We start from the raw sequence: 16,655 nt of genomic DNA, 5'->3' as shown, positions 1-16,655 counted from the left end.
GCCTATTCCCGCCCGGGTTGCGCGCGGAGACGGCGTCGCCCCGAAGAGGCGACGCCGTCTGCGTGCGGTGATCAGCCGCGGCGAGCGCGAGCGGTCTTGATCCAGCCGTCGACGATGTCCCAGATCGGGAACGCGATGAGGGCGAACCCGGTGATCACGGTCAGGATGCGCATCGTCTCATCGGTCACGCCGTTGTCGGTGAAGACGAAGCGGAGGAACTCGGGGTTGAGCAGCTCGCCCTGCACCAGCAGCGTCAGCGACCAGACGGCGAACACCGCCGCGAGCACGGTGTTGACCACAGCGGCACCGATCGTCCAGCGGCGGCGAGCGTAGACCACCACCGTCAGCAGCGCCTCGGCGACGAAGAGCCCGAGGAAGAACGTGATCCCCCAGGGCCACAGACCCGGGTTCAGGATCGCGATGGGAGCTCCTTCCGTCGGGAAGAAGCCGATGAATGCGTCCCAGAAGACCGCGCCCACCCCCAGCACGAGGAACACGAGCGACGCGATCGCATCCGCCCTGCCCGCTCCGTTCTGGGTCGGCTCGGGCAGCTGGTCGACGTCCCACTTCACCCCGGTGTCCGCTCCGGTGCGCTCGAGGATGAAGAAGACCAGGGTCACCCAGAAGCAGACGTGCACGATGACCGAGATGCCGACCGTGACGGCGGCGCCGATCATCGTTCCGATGGGTGCGCGCTCGATCGCCTGCGCGATCGCGACACCGCCCATCGCGCACACCGGCACGATGATGAGCAGCAACTTGAGCAGCCGCCACCACACGAGGTAGTACCGGGGTCCGATCAGGTGCAGCGGCCGGTCGGCGTAGCCGGCGGCGAGGACGCCGGGGTCGCCCAGCTCTGTGAGGACCGCTCGTTCCGCCTCGGTCGGGTCGTCCCCCTGTTCGAGTCTCGCGTCGATCGCGTCGGCGATGGATCCTTCGAGCTCGGCGCGGACGTCGTCCTGCACCTCGGGCGTGAGGCTGCGGATCGTGGCGCTGATGTATCGCTCGGTGAGCGTGGCTGTCGAGGGCATGTCAGTTCTCCTCAGCTGTGAGGGTCGCGATCGCCGTCGTGAGCGATCGCCATTCTTCGGTCAGGGTGTCGGCGAGCAGGATGCCGGCTTCCGATGTGCGGTAGAACTTGCGGGGCCGCGCCTCGTCGGTGTTCCACTCGCTCGTCAGGTACTCCTGCTTCTCGAGACGCCGAAGCAGCGGGTACAGCGTGTTCGCATCGGTGGCGAAGCCGCGGCGCTCGAGGTCTTCGAGCAGCCCGTAGCCGTACCCCGCCGTGCGCAGCAGCTGCAGGCACGCCAGCACCACGGTGCCGCGGCGCAGTTCCTGCAGATGCGTGTCGAGGGTCTCGTTCATGTCCATCACATTACTGTGCGTCACACACCATTGTCAATCACACATTTATGTGAAGGACAAGGCGCGTACGGTGGTCGCATGGCGATCGAGATCCTCCGCATCGACGCGACCGATGACCGGTCCGTCGATGCGTGGTGGGATGCGTACGCCACCGCCGAACGCGCGGATCGCGGCGCGGATGCCGTCGTGTGGTCGCTCGAGGAGTCGCGCAGCGAGCTGCAGCAGGAGTCGGCCGTCGTCGATCGACGCGCCTATCTGCTGCGCCACGCCGACCGGATCGTCGGCTCCGCGAGCCTCGCGCTCCCCCTGAAGGACAACACCCACGTCGCCCATCTCGCGATCAGCGTGCCGCCCGAGCACCGACGGCGCGGCATCGGCTCCGAGGCCCTCGCGTTCCTCGAGGCGGAGGTCACGGCGTCCGGTCGGACGATCGCGCAGGGGGCGACGTCGTGGCGCCACGCACTCGGTTCGGAGGGTGCCGGATCGCCGGGGCGTGAGTTCGCACGCGCCCGCGGCTACAGCCTGGCCCTCGGCGACGTGCAGAGCAGGCTCGACCTCCCGGTCGACCCCGCACTGCTCGACCGGATCGAGAGCGACATCGCATCGGCGATCGCTCCGTACGAGATCCGCAGCTGGGTCGGCCGCATCCCCGACGAGGTCGTGGAACGCTGGACGATCCTCGACGCCGCGCTCGAGACCGAAGCCCCGACCGGCGAACTCGCCATCGAACCCCAGAGACCCGATGTCGACAGCATCCGCGAGAGCGAGGAACTGCTCGACCGCCAGAGGCGCGTGTCGTTCGGGGCCATCGCCCTCGCGGCCGACGGCGAGGCCGCGGCGTATTCGCAGCTCGTCGTGTCGACCGACGACGGCAACGCCTATCAGTGGGGCACGCTCGTGCGCACCGCGGACCGGGGGCACCGGCTCGGCATCGCGGTCAAGGCAGCCAATCTCCGGATGCTGCAGAGGGAGGCGCCGCAGACCCGCGCCGTCTACACCTACAACGCCGAGTCGAACGCGCACATGCTCGCCGTCAACACCGCGCTCGGGTTCCGCCCCAGCGAGCGGATGGGCGAACTGCAGAAGCGCCTGCGCTGAGGCGGACCCGTCGGCACGGCGGATCCCCGACGAGGCGTCGACAGAGCAGAATGAGCACATGCTCCCACCGCTCGCAGATCTGCTCGGCTCGGCCAGGGTCGTCTCGCTTCCGATGCACACCCGCTTCCGCGGGGTCGACAAGAGAGAGGCGCTGCTCGTCGAAGGGCCGGAGGGATGGGCGGAATTCTCTCCGTTCGTCGAGTACGACGATCTCGAGTCGGCCACCTGGCTCGCGGCGGCGATCGACTTCGCCTGGAGGACGCAGCCCGAACCTCTCCGCGAGCGCATCGGCGTGAACGCCACCATCCCGGCTGTCGAGGCGGCGCAGGTCGCCGAAGTGCTGGCCCGCTTCGCCGGCTGCCGCACCGCCAAGGTCAAGGTCGCGGAACCCGGGCAGACGCTCGCAGACGACATCGCCCGTGTGCGGGCCGTGCGCGAGGCCATGGGGCCGGAGGGTCGCATCCGCGTCGATGCCAACGGCCTGTGGAACGTCGACGAGGCCGAGCACGCCGTGCATGCGCTCAACGAGTTCGATCTCGAGTACGTCGAGCAGCCGTGCGCGACAGTGCCGGAGCTCGCCGAACTGCGCACCCGGGTGAAGTACATGGGCATTCCGGTGGCCGCCGACGAGAGCATCCGCAAGTCCTCCGACCCGCTCGCGGTCGCGCGCGAGAAGGCCGCCGACCTGCTCGTCATCAAGGCGCAGCCGCTCGGGGGCATCACGCATGCGCTGCAGATCATCACCGCCGCGGGCCTGCCCGTCGTGGTCTCCAGCGCGCTCGACACCGCGATCGGACTCTCGCAGGGTGCGGCGCTAGCCGCCGCCCTGCCGACTCTCGACTACGACTGCGGGCTCGGCACGGCATCCCTGTTCCTCGACGACGTCGCCGACCTGCGCCCGGTGGACGGTTCGATCCCGGCAGCTCGGGTCACCCCGGATCCCGACGCGTTGGCGCGGCTCGCCGCCTCGGACGACCGACGGGACTGGTGGCTCGATCGCCTCGCGCGGTGCTACGCCGTGCTCGACGCGCGCTGACCGCCGTTCGTCTGCGAGGTCACTCCGCGAGCAGCAGCTGCACGAGGCGCCCCAGCTCCTCGCCGCTGGAATGCCGCAGCTGGTCGGAGTCCTGACCGGCCATCGCTCCGCGAACGGTCATGCCCTCCCAGATGATCATGAGCATGCGCGCGGCCTCTTCGGCGGGAACCTTCAGCTCGAGCGAGCTCACCGAGACGATGTCCGTGATGATCACGGCGATGCTCGACACCATCTCGCGCTCCTGCACGAGGTAGGCAGCGCCGAACTGATGGTCACGCAGAGCACGGATCCGGATCTCGCTCATCAGCATGACGCCCAGGCGGTCATCGCCGCCCGCGTCCATGATCCGCTGGACGAGCTCGACCGGGTCGCATCCCTCTGACAGACCGCCCTCGGCGGCGATCTCGTCGACGCGGTCACGCACCGCATTGACGCGCTGCTCGCCGACGCTGCCGGCGAGCACGAGGAAGAGCTCGTCCTTCGACTCGAAATTCGAATAGAACGCGCCGCGGGTGAACCCGGCGCGATCGCAGACCGCTTCGACGGAGGCGCCGTCGAGGCCGACCTCGGCGAAGACCTGCGCGGCCGCATCGAGAAGCCGGGCTCGCGTGTTCTCCCGGCTGCGGGTGGCGGGTGTCGTCATCGAATCCTCCTGCCTCTCATTCTCACACCCCGCACACAGACTCCGGGGCTCGGACCACCTTACGATACAGGTATGTATTGGATACACCTGTGTATCCAGCCCGTATTCCCTGAGGAGCCTCGTGTCCACACTCCTGTCCTCGCTCGGTCGCTGGTCCTACCGGCACCCGTGGCGCGTTCTCGTCTCCTGGCTGCTCGCCCTCGGCATCGCGGGGGCCGGCGCCCTCGTCCTCGGGGCTGGCACGGACAACTCCTTCTCGATCCCGGGCACCGAGTCCCAGGCCGGCCTCGAGCAGCTCAACCGCTCGTTCCCCGCGGTCAGCGGCACCAGCGCGCAGATCATCGTGGTCGCCGCCGACGGCGACTCGATCACGGATGACGCATATAAGACCGACATCGAGGATGCCGTCGACCAGCTCGCCGACCTCGACGACTCGGTGCTCTCGGCGACCTCCCCGTTCGACGAGATGGTCAGCGGCATGATCAACGACGACGAGACGGCCGGTATCATCCGCCTGCAGTTCGACGGCCAGGCCAGCGATGTCTCGGAGGAGACGCAGGATGACCTGCGAGCCGTCGTGGCCGAACTCGCCGACGAGCTGCCGGACGGATCACAGACCTCCCTCGGCGGAGAGCTCTTCGCCACCTCCATCCCCGGTGTCACGCTCACCGAGGCCGTGGGTCTGCTGATCGCGCTGCTGGTGCTGATCGTCACGTTCCGCTCGTTCGTCGTCGCAGGGCTCCCGCTGCTCACGGCCGTGCTCGGTGTGGGCATCTCGATGGCCGGCATCTTCGCCGCCACCGCCTTCGCCACGGTCTCGTCGACCACTCCCCTCCTCGCCCTGATGCTCGGGCTCGCCGTCGGAATCGACTACGCACTGTTCATCATGGCCAGGCACCAGGATCAGGTCCGCGAGGGAGTCGACCCCGAGGAGTCGACAGCGCGGGCTGTGGGCACGGCAGGCTCGGCGGTGGTGTTCGCGGGCGTGACCGTGCTGATCGCCCTGATCGGACTCGGGTTCGCGGGCATCCCGTTCCTGACGACGATGGGCATCGCGGCCTCCGCCGCCGTCGCGGTCGCCGTCGCCATCGCCGTGACGCTCACCCCCGCTCTGCTCGGCTTCATGAAGGGCCGGGTCGCCGGTCGACCGCGCCGGGCTCCGAAGGCGAAGAAGGGCAAGGCAGCCCCCGCGCAGCGCCGTCGCTTCAGCGAGCGCTGGGTGACCGGCGTCACCCGGCGTCCGATCCTCGTATCCCTGGCCGTCGTGCTCGGGCTCGGCATCGTCGCCGTGCCCGCCCTCAGCCTGAATCTCGCGCTGCCCAACGCGGGCGTGCTGCCGCAGGACTCCGAAGCGCGGCAGAGCTACGACCTGGTCGGCGAGCAGTTCGGTCCCGGGTTCAACGGACCGCTGATCCTGACGGGCACGATCGTCACGTCGACCGATCCGCTGACCCTGATGGAGGATCTCGGCGACGAGGTCGCCCAGATCGACGGGGTCAAGGAGGTCGCCCTCGCCACCCCGAACGAGACCGCAGACACCGGCATCGTGCAGATCATCCCCGAGACCGCACCCGATGACCCCGCGACGGCCGATCTCGTGCGAGAGCTGCGCTCGCACCACGACGAGTGGCTCGACGAGTTCGGCATCGACCTGAAGGTGACCGGGTTCACCGCGGTGGGCATCGACATCTCCGACCAGCTGGGCAACGCCCTTCTCCCGTTCGGCATCTTCGTCATCGGCCTGTCCCTGATCCTGCTCACGATCGTGTTCCGCTCACTCTGGGTGCCGGTCACGGCAGCCGCCGGCTATCTGCTCTCGATCGTCGCCGCGTTCGGCATCGTGGGAGCCGTGTTCGAGTGGGGCTGGTTCGCCGACGCCCTCCATGTCGCGAAGGTCGGTCCGATCATCAGCTTCATGCCGATCATCCTGATGGGTGTGCTGTTCGGGCTCGCGATGGATTACCAGGTGTTCCTGGTGTCTCGGATGCGCGAGGACTTCGTGCACGATCCCGACGGCAGGAGCCCCGATCGCGCGACTCGCCGAGCCGCGGCACTGCGTGCCGTGCGCAGCGGCTTCACGGGATCGGCGAAGGTCGTCACCGCTGCCGGCCTCATCATGTTCGCCGTCTTCGTGGCGTTCGTCCCCGAAGGCGACTCGTCACTCAAGCCGATCGCGCTGGGCCTCGCGGCCGGCATCGCGATCGACGCGTTCCTGGTGAGGATGACGCTGATCCCTGCACTCATGGCCATCCTCGGGGAGCGCGCGTGGGAGATCCCGGCCTGGCTGGAGCGGATCCTCCCGAGCGTCGACATCGAAGGAGAGGCGGTCGAACGCGAGCGTCACCTGGCGGGCTGGCCGGGCGACGAGTCGATCGTCGCCGCCGACGACCTCACGATGACGGATGCCGGCATCGACGGCCTCCACCTGCGCCTCGCACCCGGGGCCTCCGCCGTGCTCACCGGATCGTCAGCCGGCGCATTGCGCGCGCTCGCTCTGACGATCGCCGGGCGGGCGACTGCGGACGACGGCCGCCTCCGGGTCGCAGGCCATCTTCTGCCCGGTCGATCCGCGTGGGTGCGGGCGCATGTCGGAGCGGTCATGGCCGCCGATGCCGCGAGCCTGTCGGCCGACCTCGCCGAGGCACTGCGCGGACGGCCGGCTCTCGTGGTGATCGACGGAGCCGACCGGCTCTCCCGCCCCGAACGCGATCAGCTCGCGGCGCGACTGCGCGACTCCCGCAGAACGACGGCGATGCTGCTCACCGCGCTCGATCCCCAGGCGGCCCTGGAGATCCTGGCCGATGCCGGCCGTTCATCGGCTGACACGATCGACATCGACGCGCCAGCCGCACAGTCGCAATCCGAGTCCCCGGTGCCCCGCATCGTCGACGGCACCACCGAATCGACCGAGGTGAACGCATGACCCTCCCCATCGAACGCGCCCGTTCGCGCAAGCCCATCACGTGGCTGACGATCCTCGGCGTCCTGCTGCTTCCCGCGGCAGTGGGCGGCATCCTGGTCGCTGCCCTGCAGAATCCCACCGAGCGTCTCGAGTCGATGACCGCGGCGATCGTCAACCTCGACGAGCCCGTCGAGATCGACGGGCAGCTCACTCCGCTCGGTCGACAGCTCGCCTCGGGGCTCGTCGAAGGATCGGACGAGCTCGATTCCAACCTCACCTGGGTGATCTCGAACGAGGACGACGCCGCCGACGGTCTCGCCGACGGCTCGTATCAGGCCGTCATCACGATCCCCGAGGAGTTCTCGGCCGCAGCGACCTCGGCGGGGCAGGCGATCTCGGACGGCGGCGGCGACGCGGAGCAGGCCACGATCCAGGTCACCACCCCGGAGGACGGGCTCGTCGCCGATGACCTGATCACGAGTCAGATCGCGAACGTGGCGGCCTCGAGCATGGGCACACTGCTGTCGGAGGCGACGACGGAGAACATCCTCGTCGGCTTCACCACGATCGGAGACCAGATCGGTGAGGCCGCGGACGGCGCCGCCGAACTCGCCACCGGCGCGCGGGATGCGGCCACGGGAGCCGCGGCGATCCCCGACGGCGCGACTCAGCTCGCCTCGGGTGCCACGGAGCTCGGAAACGGCGCATCCTCCTTGGCATCCGGGCTCGACACACTCGCGTCGAAGACCCGCGAGGCCGCGAACGGCGCGAGCCAGATCGGCACCGGGCTGACCGCAGGCGCGACGGAGCTGCAGAATCAGGCCGGTCAGCTGCCCGCTCTCGTGGGAGCTGTCGAGACCGGGACCGCGGCCGCGACGGATGCCGCCACCCAGACCGCCGGGCTTGCTCAGCGCCTCGGCGCGATGGCCGCGAGCTGTGACCCCATGACCTCCGGTGATCTGTGCGCCGAGCTCGCCGCCGAGGCCGCGAACGCTGCGGATGCCGCGACGTCGGCCGGAACCGCATCGGGGTACCTCACGACCGTCTCTCCCCAGATCGCGACTCTCCCGGGCGCATTCACCACTCTCGCGGCCCAGCTCGGCGAGGCGGGTGCGGGGGCGACAGGTCTCGCGGACGGTCTGAACCAGTTGGCGTCGCAGGGTCTCGACGAATCGGCGAGCGGTGCACGAGCACTGGCGACGGGCGCATCCCAGCTGTCGGACGGAGCGACCGAGCTCGCGACCGGTGCCGACGAGCTCGCGACCGGCCTCGACACCCTCGCCACGGGAACCGGCGATCTCGCGAGCGGCCTGCGCACCGCATCCGATTCGCTCCCCTCGTTCAGCGACTCCGAGTCGACCTCGCTCGCGTCGGTGATCGCCGATCCGGTGGCGTCCAAGGGCGCCGACGGCGCCACGATCTTCGGCCCGACCGCGATTCCGCTGCTCGCCGCCGTGGTGCTGTGGTTCGGGTCTCTCGCCTCGTTCCTGGTCATGCGGGCCTACACCGCGCGCACCCTGACCTCCCGGCGCTCGTCGGCCGGACTCGCCCTGCGCGCCTTCGCCCCGGCTGCCGCCATCGGTGCAGCCCAGGGTCTGCTGGTGTCGCTCATCGTGCAGATCGTCGCCGGATACGACGCCGCGGCCTGGTGGGCCTTCGCAGGAATCGCCGTGCTCGCCGGGGTCGCCTTCGCGGCCGTGAACCAGGCACTCGTCGCGGTCTTCGGCGGCGTCGGCCGCTGGGTCAGCGCGCTCGTCGGCGTGCTCGCGATCGCGACCGGTCTGATCTCGACCGTGCCGGGATGGCTGGCGGATCTCGGCGCATCGCTGCCGACCTCCCCCGCGTTCGCCGGGCTGATCACCGCGAACGGCGGCGCAGCCGCAGGCCTCATCGTCTGGGGCGTGCTGTCGCTCGTCGCGACCACCGTCGCGGTGGCACTGCGGCGCACCACCTCCGTGAAGGCGGCCCTCGCGACGGCGTGAACCACCCCACCGAGCACCGCTTCGGACCATGACGCAGGACGCGCCGCGCATCGATCACGATGCGCGGCGCGTCCTGTATCCGCTCGGAATCCGTGCCCGCTCGAGATCGAACGGTATTCGGACGTGTGCCCGCGCACGTACGATCAGAGGATGCGTCGCCCCTTCATGACCTCTCCCGCCCAGCTCGAGTCACTCGAGGGACAGCAGTATCTCGTGCTGCGGCCCACGCGGGCCGTGTCGGACGTGTACCGGGCCGAGCAGAGGTCGGCGCTCGGCCGGATGGATGCTCCGCACCCGCACACCGAGCACGTCACCCTGCGCGCGTTCCATGAGCCCGAGCGCCGCGACGAGCTGCTCGCGCTGATCCGCGAGTGGGCGGTGGCGCAGCGTCCGATCGAGGTCGTCGCCGAGGCCGTCGACGTGTTCCCCGCCCCCTGGCAGGTCGTCATCCTGCGGCTGCGGCGCACCGCATCCATCGTGTCGGCGTACTCCACACTCAGCGAAGCGCTCGAAGGAACGGACTTCCGCCGTCTCGACGAGCGCAGCACGGACGACTGGACGTTCCACCTGTCGGTGATCTATGCGAAGACGCTCGCGCCCGCGGCGTGGACGGAGCTGTCGCACAAGTCGCGGCGCTCGCTCAGCTCGCGCCCCGCCGAGACCATCAGCGAAGTCGAGCTCGTCTGGTACGAAGACGGAGCCGAGCACTCCGAGGTCATCCCCTTCGGACTGCGCTCGTTCAGATGAGCCGCGCTCGGGCGCTCAGCTGAGGCCCGAGTATGCGTGCAGACCCTTGAAGAAGACGTTGACGATCGTGAAGTTGAAGAGCACGGCCGAGAAGCCGACGATCGCCAGCCACGCCGAGGGGTTGCCACGCCAGCCGCGCGTCGCGCGAGCGTGGATGTACCCGGCGTAGAGAACCCAGATGACGAAGGTCCAGGTCTCCTTGACGTCGAAGCCCCAGAAGCGGCTCCAGGCGTAGTAGGCCCAGATGGAGCCGGCGATCAGCGTGAACGTCCAGAGGATGAAGCCGATGATCGTGAAGCGGTAGGCCATGCTCTCGAGCCGCTCGGACCCGGGGAACGTGCGCAGGAATCCGGGGCCGGTCTTCTCCGCGCCCTCGGAGATGAGGCGCTCGCGACGCGACTGCATCAGCTGGATCACCGAGAGGGCGAAGGCCAGAGCGAAGAACGCAGTGCCGAGCGACGCCACGAAGACGTGGATCACCAGCCACACGCTCTTCAGCGGGTCCATCAGGGGCGAGACGTCGACGTAGAAGTTCGTGGCGGAGAGACCCAGCAGCACGACGACCAGACCGGTGATGAACGTGCCGAGGAAGCGCAGATCGATGCGCGTCAGCACCACCAGGAACACGGCGACGATCAGCAGCGTTCCCATCATCGCGAATTCGTAGAGGTTGGCCCACGGCACTCGCCCGGCCGCGAGACCACGGGTGAGCGTGGCGGCGAGATGGAAGATGAACGCGAGCACGGTCAGCGAGGTCCCGATGCGTGCCATCACGAAGCGCTGCGGAGCGACCTCGGATCCGGACGCCGCGGCAGCCGTCGCCGCCTTGCCGCCGCGCGAGCGGGTTCCGGCTCCGACGAGTTCGAACTCCTGCACGGTCGCCGCGTCCGCGGACAGCTGCGACCGACGGGCGAGGTCGAAGGCGTAGGCCACGAAGGCCGCCGCATAGATCGCGATCGCCGTCCACAGCAGGATCGGCGAGATCACTTCGAGATCGAACATGGTGTCAGTCTACTTTCGGGGTGTCGGATGCGGGGCGCGCGGAGTCGCGGTCGGCGGGCGTCTCGGGTGCCGTCGCCGCCTGGTCGGAGCCATCGGCGTCGGAGCCGTCAGCCTCAGCGTCTTCCGCCTCTGAGGCGTCGGCGTCGGTGTCGGGCTCCTCGACCTCGACCGCCGTCGTGACCCCGGCCGCGTCCATCAGACGCGCATGGCCTGCCACGAGGTCGTCGACGGCCGTCGCGAGCGTCGGGTCCTCGCCGCGAGCGAGACCGGCGTACTCGAGAGAGACGGCGCCGTCCTGTGCCGTCGCCTTGACCCACACCCGGCGTCGCGGGATGAACAGGGCGAGCATCAGACCGCCGAGCGCGAGAAGTGCGAAGCCGAGCACCCAGGGGCCAGACGCGTCGCGGTGGATCTGCAACGAGGCGAAGCGCTTGACCGATTGCGACGCGTCTGTCGCACCCGCCGGGGACTCGTCTTCGAAGGTCACCGTTCCCATGCCGTTCGGCAGGTCGGCTGTCTGTCCGGGTGCCAGCTCGATCGATTCGAGGTCCGTCGTGCGCCCGGTGACCTTGGTCATGCCGGTGGTGTCGAGCACGTAGACCGACCGCGGAATGCCCTCGTTGATGCCCAGGTCGCCGGTGTAGACGTCGAGCGTGAGGGTCGGGTTGGTGAGGTCGCCGAATCCCGAGAAGAACGCGCCGGTGTCGAGCACCCCCGTCGTCGGGTAGAAGAAGCCGACGAGGCCGACCTGCTCGCTGAGGCCGTCGGGGATCTTGATGACGCCCAGCGAGGTCATGTTGTTGTCCTGCGGCAGGAACGGCGTGCTGTTCGTGAACACCACGTCCCCATCGGGGTTGCGCACGGTGATCGTCGGCGCGTAGCCGTTGCCGAGCAGGAAGACGTTGTCGTCGGCGACGCCGAGGGGCTCGTTGACCTTGACCGATCCGGTGCGCTCCTCGCCGTTCTCCTGCACGGTGACGTTGGCCGAGAAGTCGCCTGCCTGGCCCGAGCCCGGCTCGCCGAACGGCTGGTACGTGACGTCGAAGCTGTCGAGACGCATCGAGTAGGGCGCGAGTGCTCCGTCGCTCACGAAGCGGCCGCGGTTCATCGAGTCGTAGTCGAGCAGGGTGTTCGCGAACGTCTCGCCCTCGACCAGGACGCGCTGTCCGGTGTACGCGAACCCTCCCCCGACGCCCACCGTGATCAGGACGCCGACGAGAGCGAGGTGGAAGAGCAGGTTGCCCGATTCACGCCAGTAGCCGCGCTCGGCCGAGACCGACGACGATCGCTTGTCGTCGTACCGCTCGACCCGGTAGCCCAGAGCTTTGAGCTGCTTCTGCGCGATGTCGATCGATGCGGCGGCCTCCGCCGGAGCGTCCGTCGAGGTGCGCTCGACCGCGCGGAAGTCGGCGAGGCGCTTCAGACGTGCAGGGGTGCGCGGGGGGCGTGCCCGCAGGGCCTTCGCATGGTGGCGGATGCGCGGGATCACACAGCCGACGAGCGAGGCGAACAGCAGCAGGTAGATCGCCGAGAACCACGGCGAGAGGTAGACGTCGAACATCTTCAGCCCGTCGAGCACGGGGAAGAGATCGGGGTTGTCGCGCTCCCACTGCGTGACGCCGTTGGGGTCGGCCATCCGCTGGGGGAAGATCGAGCCGGGGATCGCCGCGATCGCGAGCACGAGCAGCAGGATCAGCGCGGTGCGCATCGAGGTCAGCTGACGCCATCCCCAGCGCAGCCAGCCCACGAATCCGAGGCGGGGCTGGGTGATCGACTCCTCGCCGTCGACGTGGTCGGACGGCCGGAGCGGATCGCTCGACCTCTCGGTTGTACTGCTCACGTCATCCTTCCGATGCGTCTTCTTCTGATCAGATCGGGAGGTCGACACTGCTCATCACCGCCGTCAGTCGGGACATGATGTCCGTCCAGAGCCCCGTGACCATCAGCAGCCCGAGGAGGATGAGCAGCACGCCGCCGATCACGTTCACGACGCGGATGTGCCGGCGCAGGAATCCGATCGCCTTCGTCGCCCATCCGAAGCCGAGCGCGACCAGCAGGAACGGGATGCCGAGGCCGAGCGAGTACGCCAGCCCGAGCAGGCCCGCCCGCACCGGGTCGCCGGCGTTGAACGAGAGGGCGAAGATCGCGGTGAGCGTGGGTCCGAGGCACGGCGCCCATCCGATGCCGAGGGCGATGCCGAGCAGCGGTGCGCCGATCAGGCCGGCCTTCGAGTCGACGTGGAATCGCAGCTCGCGCTGGGCGAACCCGAACAGACCGAGGAACACGAGGCCCATCAGGATGATCACGCCGCCGAGGATGCGAGTGATCAGCTCGCCCCACTGCAACAGGAAGACGTTGGCGAGCCCGCCGAGCGCGGTGAGGGACACGAACACGAGGCTGAAGCCGAGGATGAAGAGCAGCACGCCCACGACGAGTCGGCCGCGAGCGGGGGCCTCGACCGTCGACACCGCCGAGCCGTCCGTCGGGTTCGGGACGCGGCGGGGGGCGACCGCTCCCCCGAGGAATCCGAGGTAGCCCGGCACCAGGGGCAGCACGCACGGCGACAGGAACGACACGAGGCCCGCGAGCAGCGCGACGGGGATCGCGAGCCAGAGGGCTCCCGATCCGATGATGACTTCGGGGTTCACGCCGCTCCCGGGAGACTCACGAGTCCTCCGCGAGCGCGTCCTTGACGAGCGTCGAGAGGATCGAGGTGCCATCGATGGGCCCGATGATGCGGGCGGCCACGCGACCCTGCTTGTCGAGCACGAGAGTGGTGGGGGTCGCCTGGATCGGCACCGACGACGCGAAGGCGAGCTTCGCCTCGGCCGTGTCGACGTCGATGAGGCTCGGGTAGGTCACACCGAACTCGGCGGAGAACGCCTTCGCGGTGTCGGCCTGATCGCGCGTGTTGATGCCCAGGAAGGCGACGTCGTCGCCGCCATGCTCCTGCCAGACGCTCTCGAGGTCTTCCGCCTCGAGGCGGCACGGGGCGCATCCGGCGTACCAGAAGTTGACGACCGTGACCTTGCCCGCGAGGTCAGAGCTGGAGAAGTCCTCGCCGTCCTCGGTGAGTCCGCCGAAATCGGTGACGGGTTCGCCGCGTTCGGCGACCGGAATCTCGACGATCGCTCCGTCTGCCGCGACATAGCCCGGGTTGTCACCGCTGAGGAACGAGTCGTTCACGGGATCGGGAGCGCAGGCGCTCAGACCGATGGCGAGCACCGCGGCGAGCGCGGCCCCGACCGCGCGGCGAGATGGCCGGATGCGGGAGGAGCGGCCGCTGCGGATCGGACGAACCGTCGAGGCGAGTGGCACGATTCCCAGTTTACGCGGGGGTTCCTATGCATGGGCCGGATGCCCCGGGGGTGCTCGCCCGCCGTCAGAGACGCGCGAGGACGTCCTCCACGCTGGCCCGGAAGCGCGGGCAGGTGGCGATGTCGTGCGACCGGCATCCCATCGCGTGCTCGGTCATCTCCCGCGATCGGCGCATGTCCTCCATGCGCCGATCGAGATCGTCGAGGTGCCGCTGCAGCACCTCGTGACGCCCCGCACTGCCGTCGTCGAGGAGCACGGCGATCTGATCGAGGGTCATCCCGGCTGCCTTGCTGCGCTGGATGACGGCGATCCGCACGACGTCGTCCTGGCCGTAGCGGCGCCTCCCTGCGGTGTCCCGCGCGGGGCGCAGCAGGCCGACCGACTCCCAGTGCCTGAGCACGTTCGTGGGCAGCTCGAAGCGTTCGGCGACCTCTCCCACGGACCACGGACTCTCGATGCTTGACTTCATGTTGACATGAAGTCACAGACTGAGGACGAACGCAAGCGAGCACCCCTCGGAAGGACCCCACATGTATGACGCGATCGTGATCGGCGCAGGCCCCGCCGGCCTCCAGGCGGCATTGACCCTCGGGCGGATGCACCGCCCCACGCTGCTTCTGGATTCGGGCGAATACCGCAACGGCACCGTGCTGCACATGCACAACGTCGTCGCGAACGACGGGACTCCCCCGGCGGAGTTCCGCGCGACGGCGCGAGCGCAGCTCGCCGAGTACCCGGATGTCGAGCTCCGCGACGTCGGAGCACAGACGGTGACCGGCTCAGACGGCGGCTTCGTCGTACGACTCGCCGACGGCGAGACGGTCGAGACCCGACATGTCGTCCTCGCGACCGGCGTCGCCGATGATCTCCCCGACATCCCCGGACTTCAGGACCTCTGGGGCACGAAGGCCTTCAGCTGCCCGTTCTGCGACGGTCACGAGCACGCCGGTCGCTCGATCGGCATCCTCGGGCCCGCTCCTCGAGCCGAGCACCTGATCGGGCTGCTCGGGCGCATCGTCGGCGACATCACGGTGTTCCCTGTCGAGCAGCCGTTCGCGGCCGACGAGACGCGGACTCTCGAAGGGCTGGGCGTTCGGGTCAGTGCGGAACCGGTCGCCGCCGTCGCGCCGGAGGCGGCTGATGTGCGCATCACCACGGCGTCGACCGCGCACACCGTGGCCGGCGTGTTCGTGGCATCCGGTTCACTGCGCCACCGTGCGCCGTTCGCCGATCAGCTCGGCCTGGAACTGCTGCCCTCCGGCTCGATCGAGATCGACGACTTCGGGCGCACATCGCAGCCCGGGGTCTTCGCGGCGGGCGACCTCGCGCACCGGGCGTCGCTTCCCGGACCCATGGCATCGGTGCTGCTCGCGTCCGCTGCCGGCCAGATGGCGGCGGTCGGCGTCATCCAGTCGCTGATGGCGCACTGACCGCAGCGGAAGGGAGACCGAGGCGAGGGGTCAGACTGCTCCCACGTCCACCGCACCGCCGGTCGCCGCAGGTTCGGCGTAATCGACCTCACGCCACACGTCGCCCACCAGCTCGAACGAGGTGACGCTCGACAGTGCGCAGCGCCGGGTGCGCGGGTCGTGCTGCAGGGGCAGACCCGCCACCCGGAGGTGGGTGATCCAGATCGGCGCCTGATGGGACACCATCACCAGATCGCCGTCGTCGACCGACCGCCACGCCTCGGCCATCATGCCCAGCATCCGCTCGGCGATCGACGCGTAGGGCTCACCCCAGCTGGGCAGCGACGGCTGCCGCAGGTGCCACCACTTGAGCGGGTTCAGAAGCGAGCGGCGCATCTGCGTGCCCTCGAACACGTTGGTCGGCTCGATCAGACGGATGTCGATCTCGGGCGAGAGGCCGAAGCGCTCGGCGAACGGCTCAGCAGACTCCTGCGCCCGCTCGAGCGGAGAGGAGTAGAGCCCCCGGACCGGACGATCGAGCCCGGCGATGTGATCGGCGGCGGCTCGCGCCATCTTCCGTCCCGCCCTGCTCAGGTGATAGTCGGGGAGCCGACCGTAGAGCACGCGCTTGGGGTTGTGCACCTCGCCGTGGCGGACGAGGTGCAGTCGCGATGCCACCACGTCACGCCCTGCTGTAGCGGGAGTCGCCGAAGCCGAGGATGAGATACCCGATATAGGGGAAGACGAAGAGCAGGAAGAAGGAGAAGAGCCCTCCCTTGCCGAACCGCTCGCCGAGTCGCACCGCCACGATGATCCCGAAGACGAAGCCGACGATGGGGATGAGATAGAGCAGTGCGAGCCAGCCGGACATCCCGGCGATCTTCACGAGGAACACCACATTCACGATCGGGATGACGGCGAGGATGCCGGGGTACCCCGCCTTGGTGAACACCTTCCACAGACCGACCGCGACGAGGACGTAGAAGACGAGCACGATGAGTCCGGTCGTGCCGGAGAAGATCGACGCGTACAGGTCGGAGATGCCGTTGGAGTCCATGGTGACCCTTTCTGTCGTGGCGATCCTACTGACCGATATGCCGCGGGCAGAGGAGGCGACACCCGCCCACGTAGAATGGGCGGGTTCATCATTTCC

Annotated in this window: 16 protein-coding genes; 6 read left to right on the top strand and 10 right to left on the bottom strand. The window is 69.0% G+C overall.

Going from position 1 to position 16,655, the window contains the following annotated elements:
* Positions 1-71: 71 nt before the first annotated feature.
* Together AKG07_RS16505 and AKG07_RS16500 are read right to left on the bottom strand one after the other, a co-directional pair.
* Entirely contained in the window at positions 72-1,031 is a 960-nt protein-coding gene (locus AKG07_RS16505) for a permease prefix domain 1-containing protein (protein ID WP_053098879.1), read from the bottom strand.
* 1 nt (position 1,032) lies between these two features.
* Positions 1,033-1,365, bottom strand: coding sequence for a PadR family transcriptional regulator (locus AKG07_RS16500; protein ID WP_082298077.1), 333 nt, complete (start codon positions 1,363-1,365; stop codon positions 1,033-1,035).
* 78 nt (positions 1,366-1,443) lie between these two features.
* On the opposite strand from AKG07_RS16500, the gene AKG07_RS16495 reads away from it, so the two are divergent.
* Positions 1,444-2,463, top strand: coding sequence for a GNAT family N-acetyltransferase (locus AKG07_RS16495; protein ID WP_053098877.1), 1,020 nt, complete (start codon positions 1,444-1,446; stop codon positions 2,461-2,463).
* Between the two features lie 58 nt (positions 2,464-2,521).
* Positions 2,522-3,499, top strand: coding sequence for an o-succinylbenzoate synthase (locus tag AKG07_RS16490; RefSeq protein ID WP_053098876.1), 978 nt, complete (start codon positions 2,522-2,524; stop codon positions 3,497-3,499).
* 19 nt (positions 3,500-3,518) lie between these two features.
* Here the strand turns inward: AKG07_RS16490 and AKG07_RS16485 are convergent, their stop codons facing one another.
* Positions 3,519-4,142 (bottom strand): TetR/AcrR family transcriptional regulator, encoded by a 624-nt coding sequence (locus AKG07_RS16485; protein WP_053098875.1) that lies wholly within the window; start codon positions 4,140-4,142, stop codon positions 3,519-3,521.
* A gap of 121 nt (positions 4,143-4,263) precedes the next feature.
* On the opposite strand from AKG07_RS16485, the gene AKG07_RS16480 reads away from it, so the two are divergent.
* From AKG07_RS16480 to AKG07_RS16470, 3 genes are all read left to right on the top strand, one after another.
* On the top strand, positions 4,264-7,065 hold the full coding sequence (locus AKG07_RS16480; protein WP_053098874.1) for an MMPL family transporter: 2,802 nt from the start codon (positions 4,264-4,266) through the stop codon (positions 7,063-7,065).
* Complete coding sequence (locus tag AKG07_RS16475) at positions 7,062-9,026, top strand: YhgE/Pip domain-containing protein (protein WP_053098873.1); 1,965 nt, start codon at positions 7,062-7,064, stop codon at positions 9,024-9,026. The genes AKG07_RS16480 and AKG07_RS16475 overlap by 4 nt, the downstream gene beginning before the upstream one ends.
* A 165-nt stretch (positions 9,027-9,191) precedes the next feature.
* Positions 9,192-9,773 carry a 2'-5' RNA ligase family protein gene (locus AKG07_RS16470; protein ID WP_082298076.1) on the top strand — a complete coding sequence of 194 codons (582 nt, stop codon included), beginning with the start codon at positions 9,192-9,194 and terminating at the stop codon, positions 9,771-9,773.
* 15 nt (positions 9,774-9,788) lie between these two features.
* Here the strand turns inward: AKG07_RS16470 and ccsB are convergent, their stop codons facing one another.
* The 5 genes from ccsB to AKG07_RS16445 form a co-directional block, all read right to left on the bottom strand.
* The gene (ccsB, locus tag AKG07_RS16465) at positions 9,789-10,775 is read right to left on the bottom strand and encodes a c-type cytochrome biogenesis protein CcsB (RefSeq protein ID WP_053098871.1); all 987 of its coding nucleotides are present in this window, start codon (positions 10,773-10,775) and stop codon (positions 9,789-9,791) included.
* A gap of 4 nt (positions 10,776-10,779) precedes the next feature.
* Positions 10,780-12,615 carry a cytochrome c biogenesis protein ResB gene (gene resB, locus AKG07_RS16460; protein WP_053099392.1) on the bottom strand — a complete coding sequence of 612 codons (1,836 nt, stop codon included), beginning with the start codon at positions 12,613-12,615 and terminating at the stop codon, positions 10,780-10,782.
* 28 nt (positions 12,616-12,643) lie between these two features.
* Positions 12,644-13,423, bottom strand: a complete 780-nt coding sequence (locus AKG07_RS16455; protein WP_053098870.1) for a cytochrome c biogenesis CcdA family protein — start codon at positions 13,421-13,423, stop codon at positions 12,644-12,646.
* A 16-nt stretch (positions 13,424-13,439) separates the two neighbouring features.
* The gene (locus tag AKG07_RS16450) at positions 13,440-14,093 is read right to left on the bottom strand and encodes a TlpA family protein disulfide reductase (RefSeq protein WP_082297998.1); all 654 of its coding nucleotides are present in this window, start codon (positions 14,091-14,093) and stop codon (positions 13,440-13,442) included.
* Between the two features lie 64 nt (positions 14,094-14,157).
* Complete coding sequence (locus tag AKG07_RS16445) at positions 14,158-14,562, bottom strand: MerR family transcriptional regulator (RefSeq protein ID WP_053098869.1); 405 nt, start codon at positions 14,560-14,562, stop codon at positions 14,158-14,160.
* 61 nt (positions 14,563-14,623) lie between these two features.
* On the opposite strand from AKG07_RS16445, the gene AKG07_RS16440 reads away from it, so the two are divergent.
* Entirely contained in the window at positions 14,624-15,523 is a 900-nt protein-coding gene (locus tag AKG07_RS16440) for an NAD(P)/FAD-dependent oxidoreductase (protein ID WP_053098868.1), read from the top strand.
* Between the two features lie 30 nt (positions 15,524-15,553).
* On the opposite strand, the gene AKG07_RS16435 is transcribed toward AKG07_RS16440, so the two are convergent.
* Positions 15,554-16,183 carry a histidine phosphatase family protein gene (locus tag AKG07_RS16435; protein ID WP_053098867.1) on the bottom strand — a complete coding sequence of 210 codons (630 nt, stop codon included), beginning with the start codon at positions 16,181-16,183 and terminating at the stop codon, positions 15,554-15,556.
* 1 nt (position 16,184) lies between these two features.
* Entirely contained in the window at positions 16,185-16,559 is a 375-nt protein-coding gene (locus AKG07_RS16430) for a DUF5684 domain-containing protein (RefSeq protein ID WP_053098866.1), read from the bottom strand.
* Positions 16,560-16,655: the final 96 nt, after the last annotated feature.

The sequence above is a fragment of the Microbacterium sp. CGR1 genome (genome assembly GCF_001266755.1).
In the GTDB taxonomy this organism is placed as follows: Bacteria; Actinomycetota; Actinomycetes; order Actinomycetales; family Microbacteriaceae; genus Microbacterium.
Note: the sequence above shows the minus strand (reverse complement) of the source record. Positions and strands in the feature narration are given on the sequence as shown.

Bases quoted from the DNA above. Each gene is read 5' to 3' on its own strand.
- AKG07_RS16505 (WP_053098879.1), bottom strand. From the start codon at position 1,031: ATGCCCTCGACAGCCACGCTCACCGAGCGATACATCAGCGCCACGATC.
- AKG07_RS16500 (WP_082298077.1), bottom strand. From the start codon at position 1,365: ATGAACGAGACCCTCGACACGCATCTGCAGGAACTGCGCCGCGGCACC.
- AKG07_RS16495 (WP_053098877.1), top strand. From the start codon at position 1,444: ATGGCGATCGAGATCCTCCGCATCGACGCGACCGATGACCGGTCCGTC.
- AKG07_RS16490 (WP_053098876.1), top strand. From the start codon at position 2,522: ATGCTCCCACCGCTCGCAGATCTGCTCGGCTCGGCCAGGGTCGTCTCG.
- AKG07_RS16485 (WP_053098875.1), bottom strand. From the start codon at position 4,142: ATGACGACACCCGCCACCCGCAGCCGGGAGAACACGCGAGCCCGGCTT.
- AKG07_RS16475 (WP_053098873.1), top strand. From the start codon at position 7,062: ATGACCCTCCCCATCGAACGCGCCCGTTCGCGCAAGCCCATCACGTGG.
- AKG07_RS16470 (WP_082298076.1), top strand. From the start codon at position 9,192: ATGACCTCTCCCGCCCAGCTCGAGTCACTCGAGGGACAGCAGTATCTC.
- ccsB (WP_053098871.1), bottom strand. From the start codon at position 10,775: ATGTTCGATCTCGAAGTGATCTCGCCGATCCTGCTGTGGACGGCGATC.
- AKG07_RS16445 (WP_053098869.1), bottom strand. From the start codon at position 14,562: ATGAAGTCAAGCATCGAGAGTCCGTGGTCCGTGGGAGAGGTCGCCGAA.
- AKG07_RS16440 (WP_053098868.1), top strand. From the start codon at position 14,624: ATGTATGACGCGATCGTGATCGGCGCAGGCCCCGCCGGCCTCCAGGCG.
- AKG07_RS16430 (WP_053098866.1), bottom strand. From the start codon at position 16,559: ATGGACTCCAACGGCATCTCCGACCTGTACGCGTCGATCTTCTCCGGC.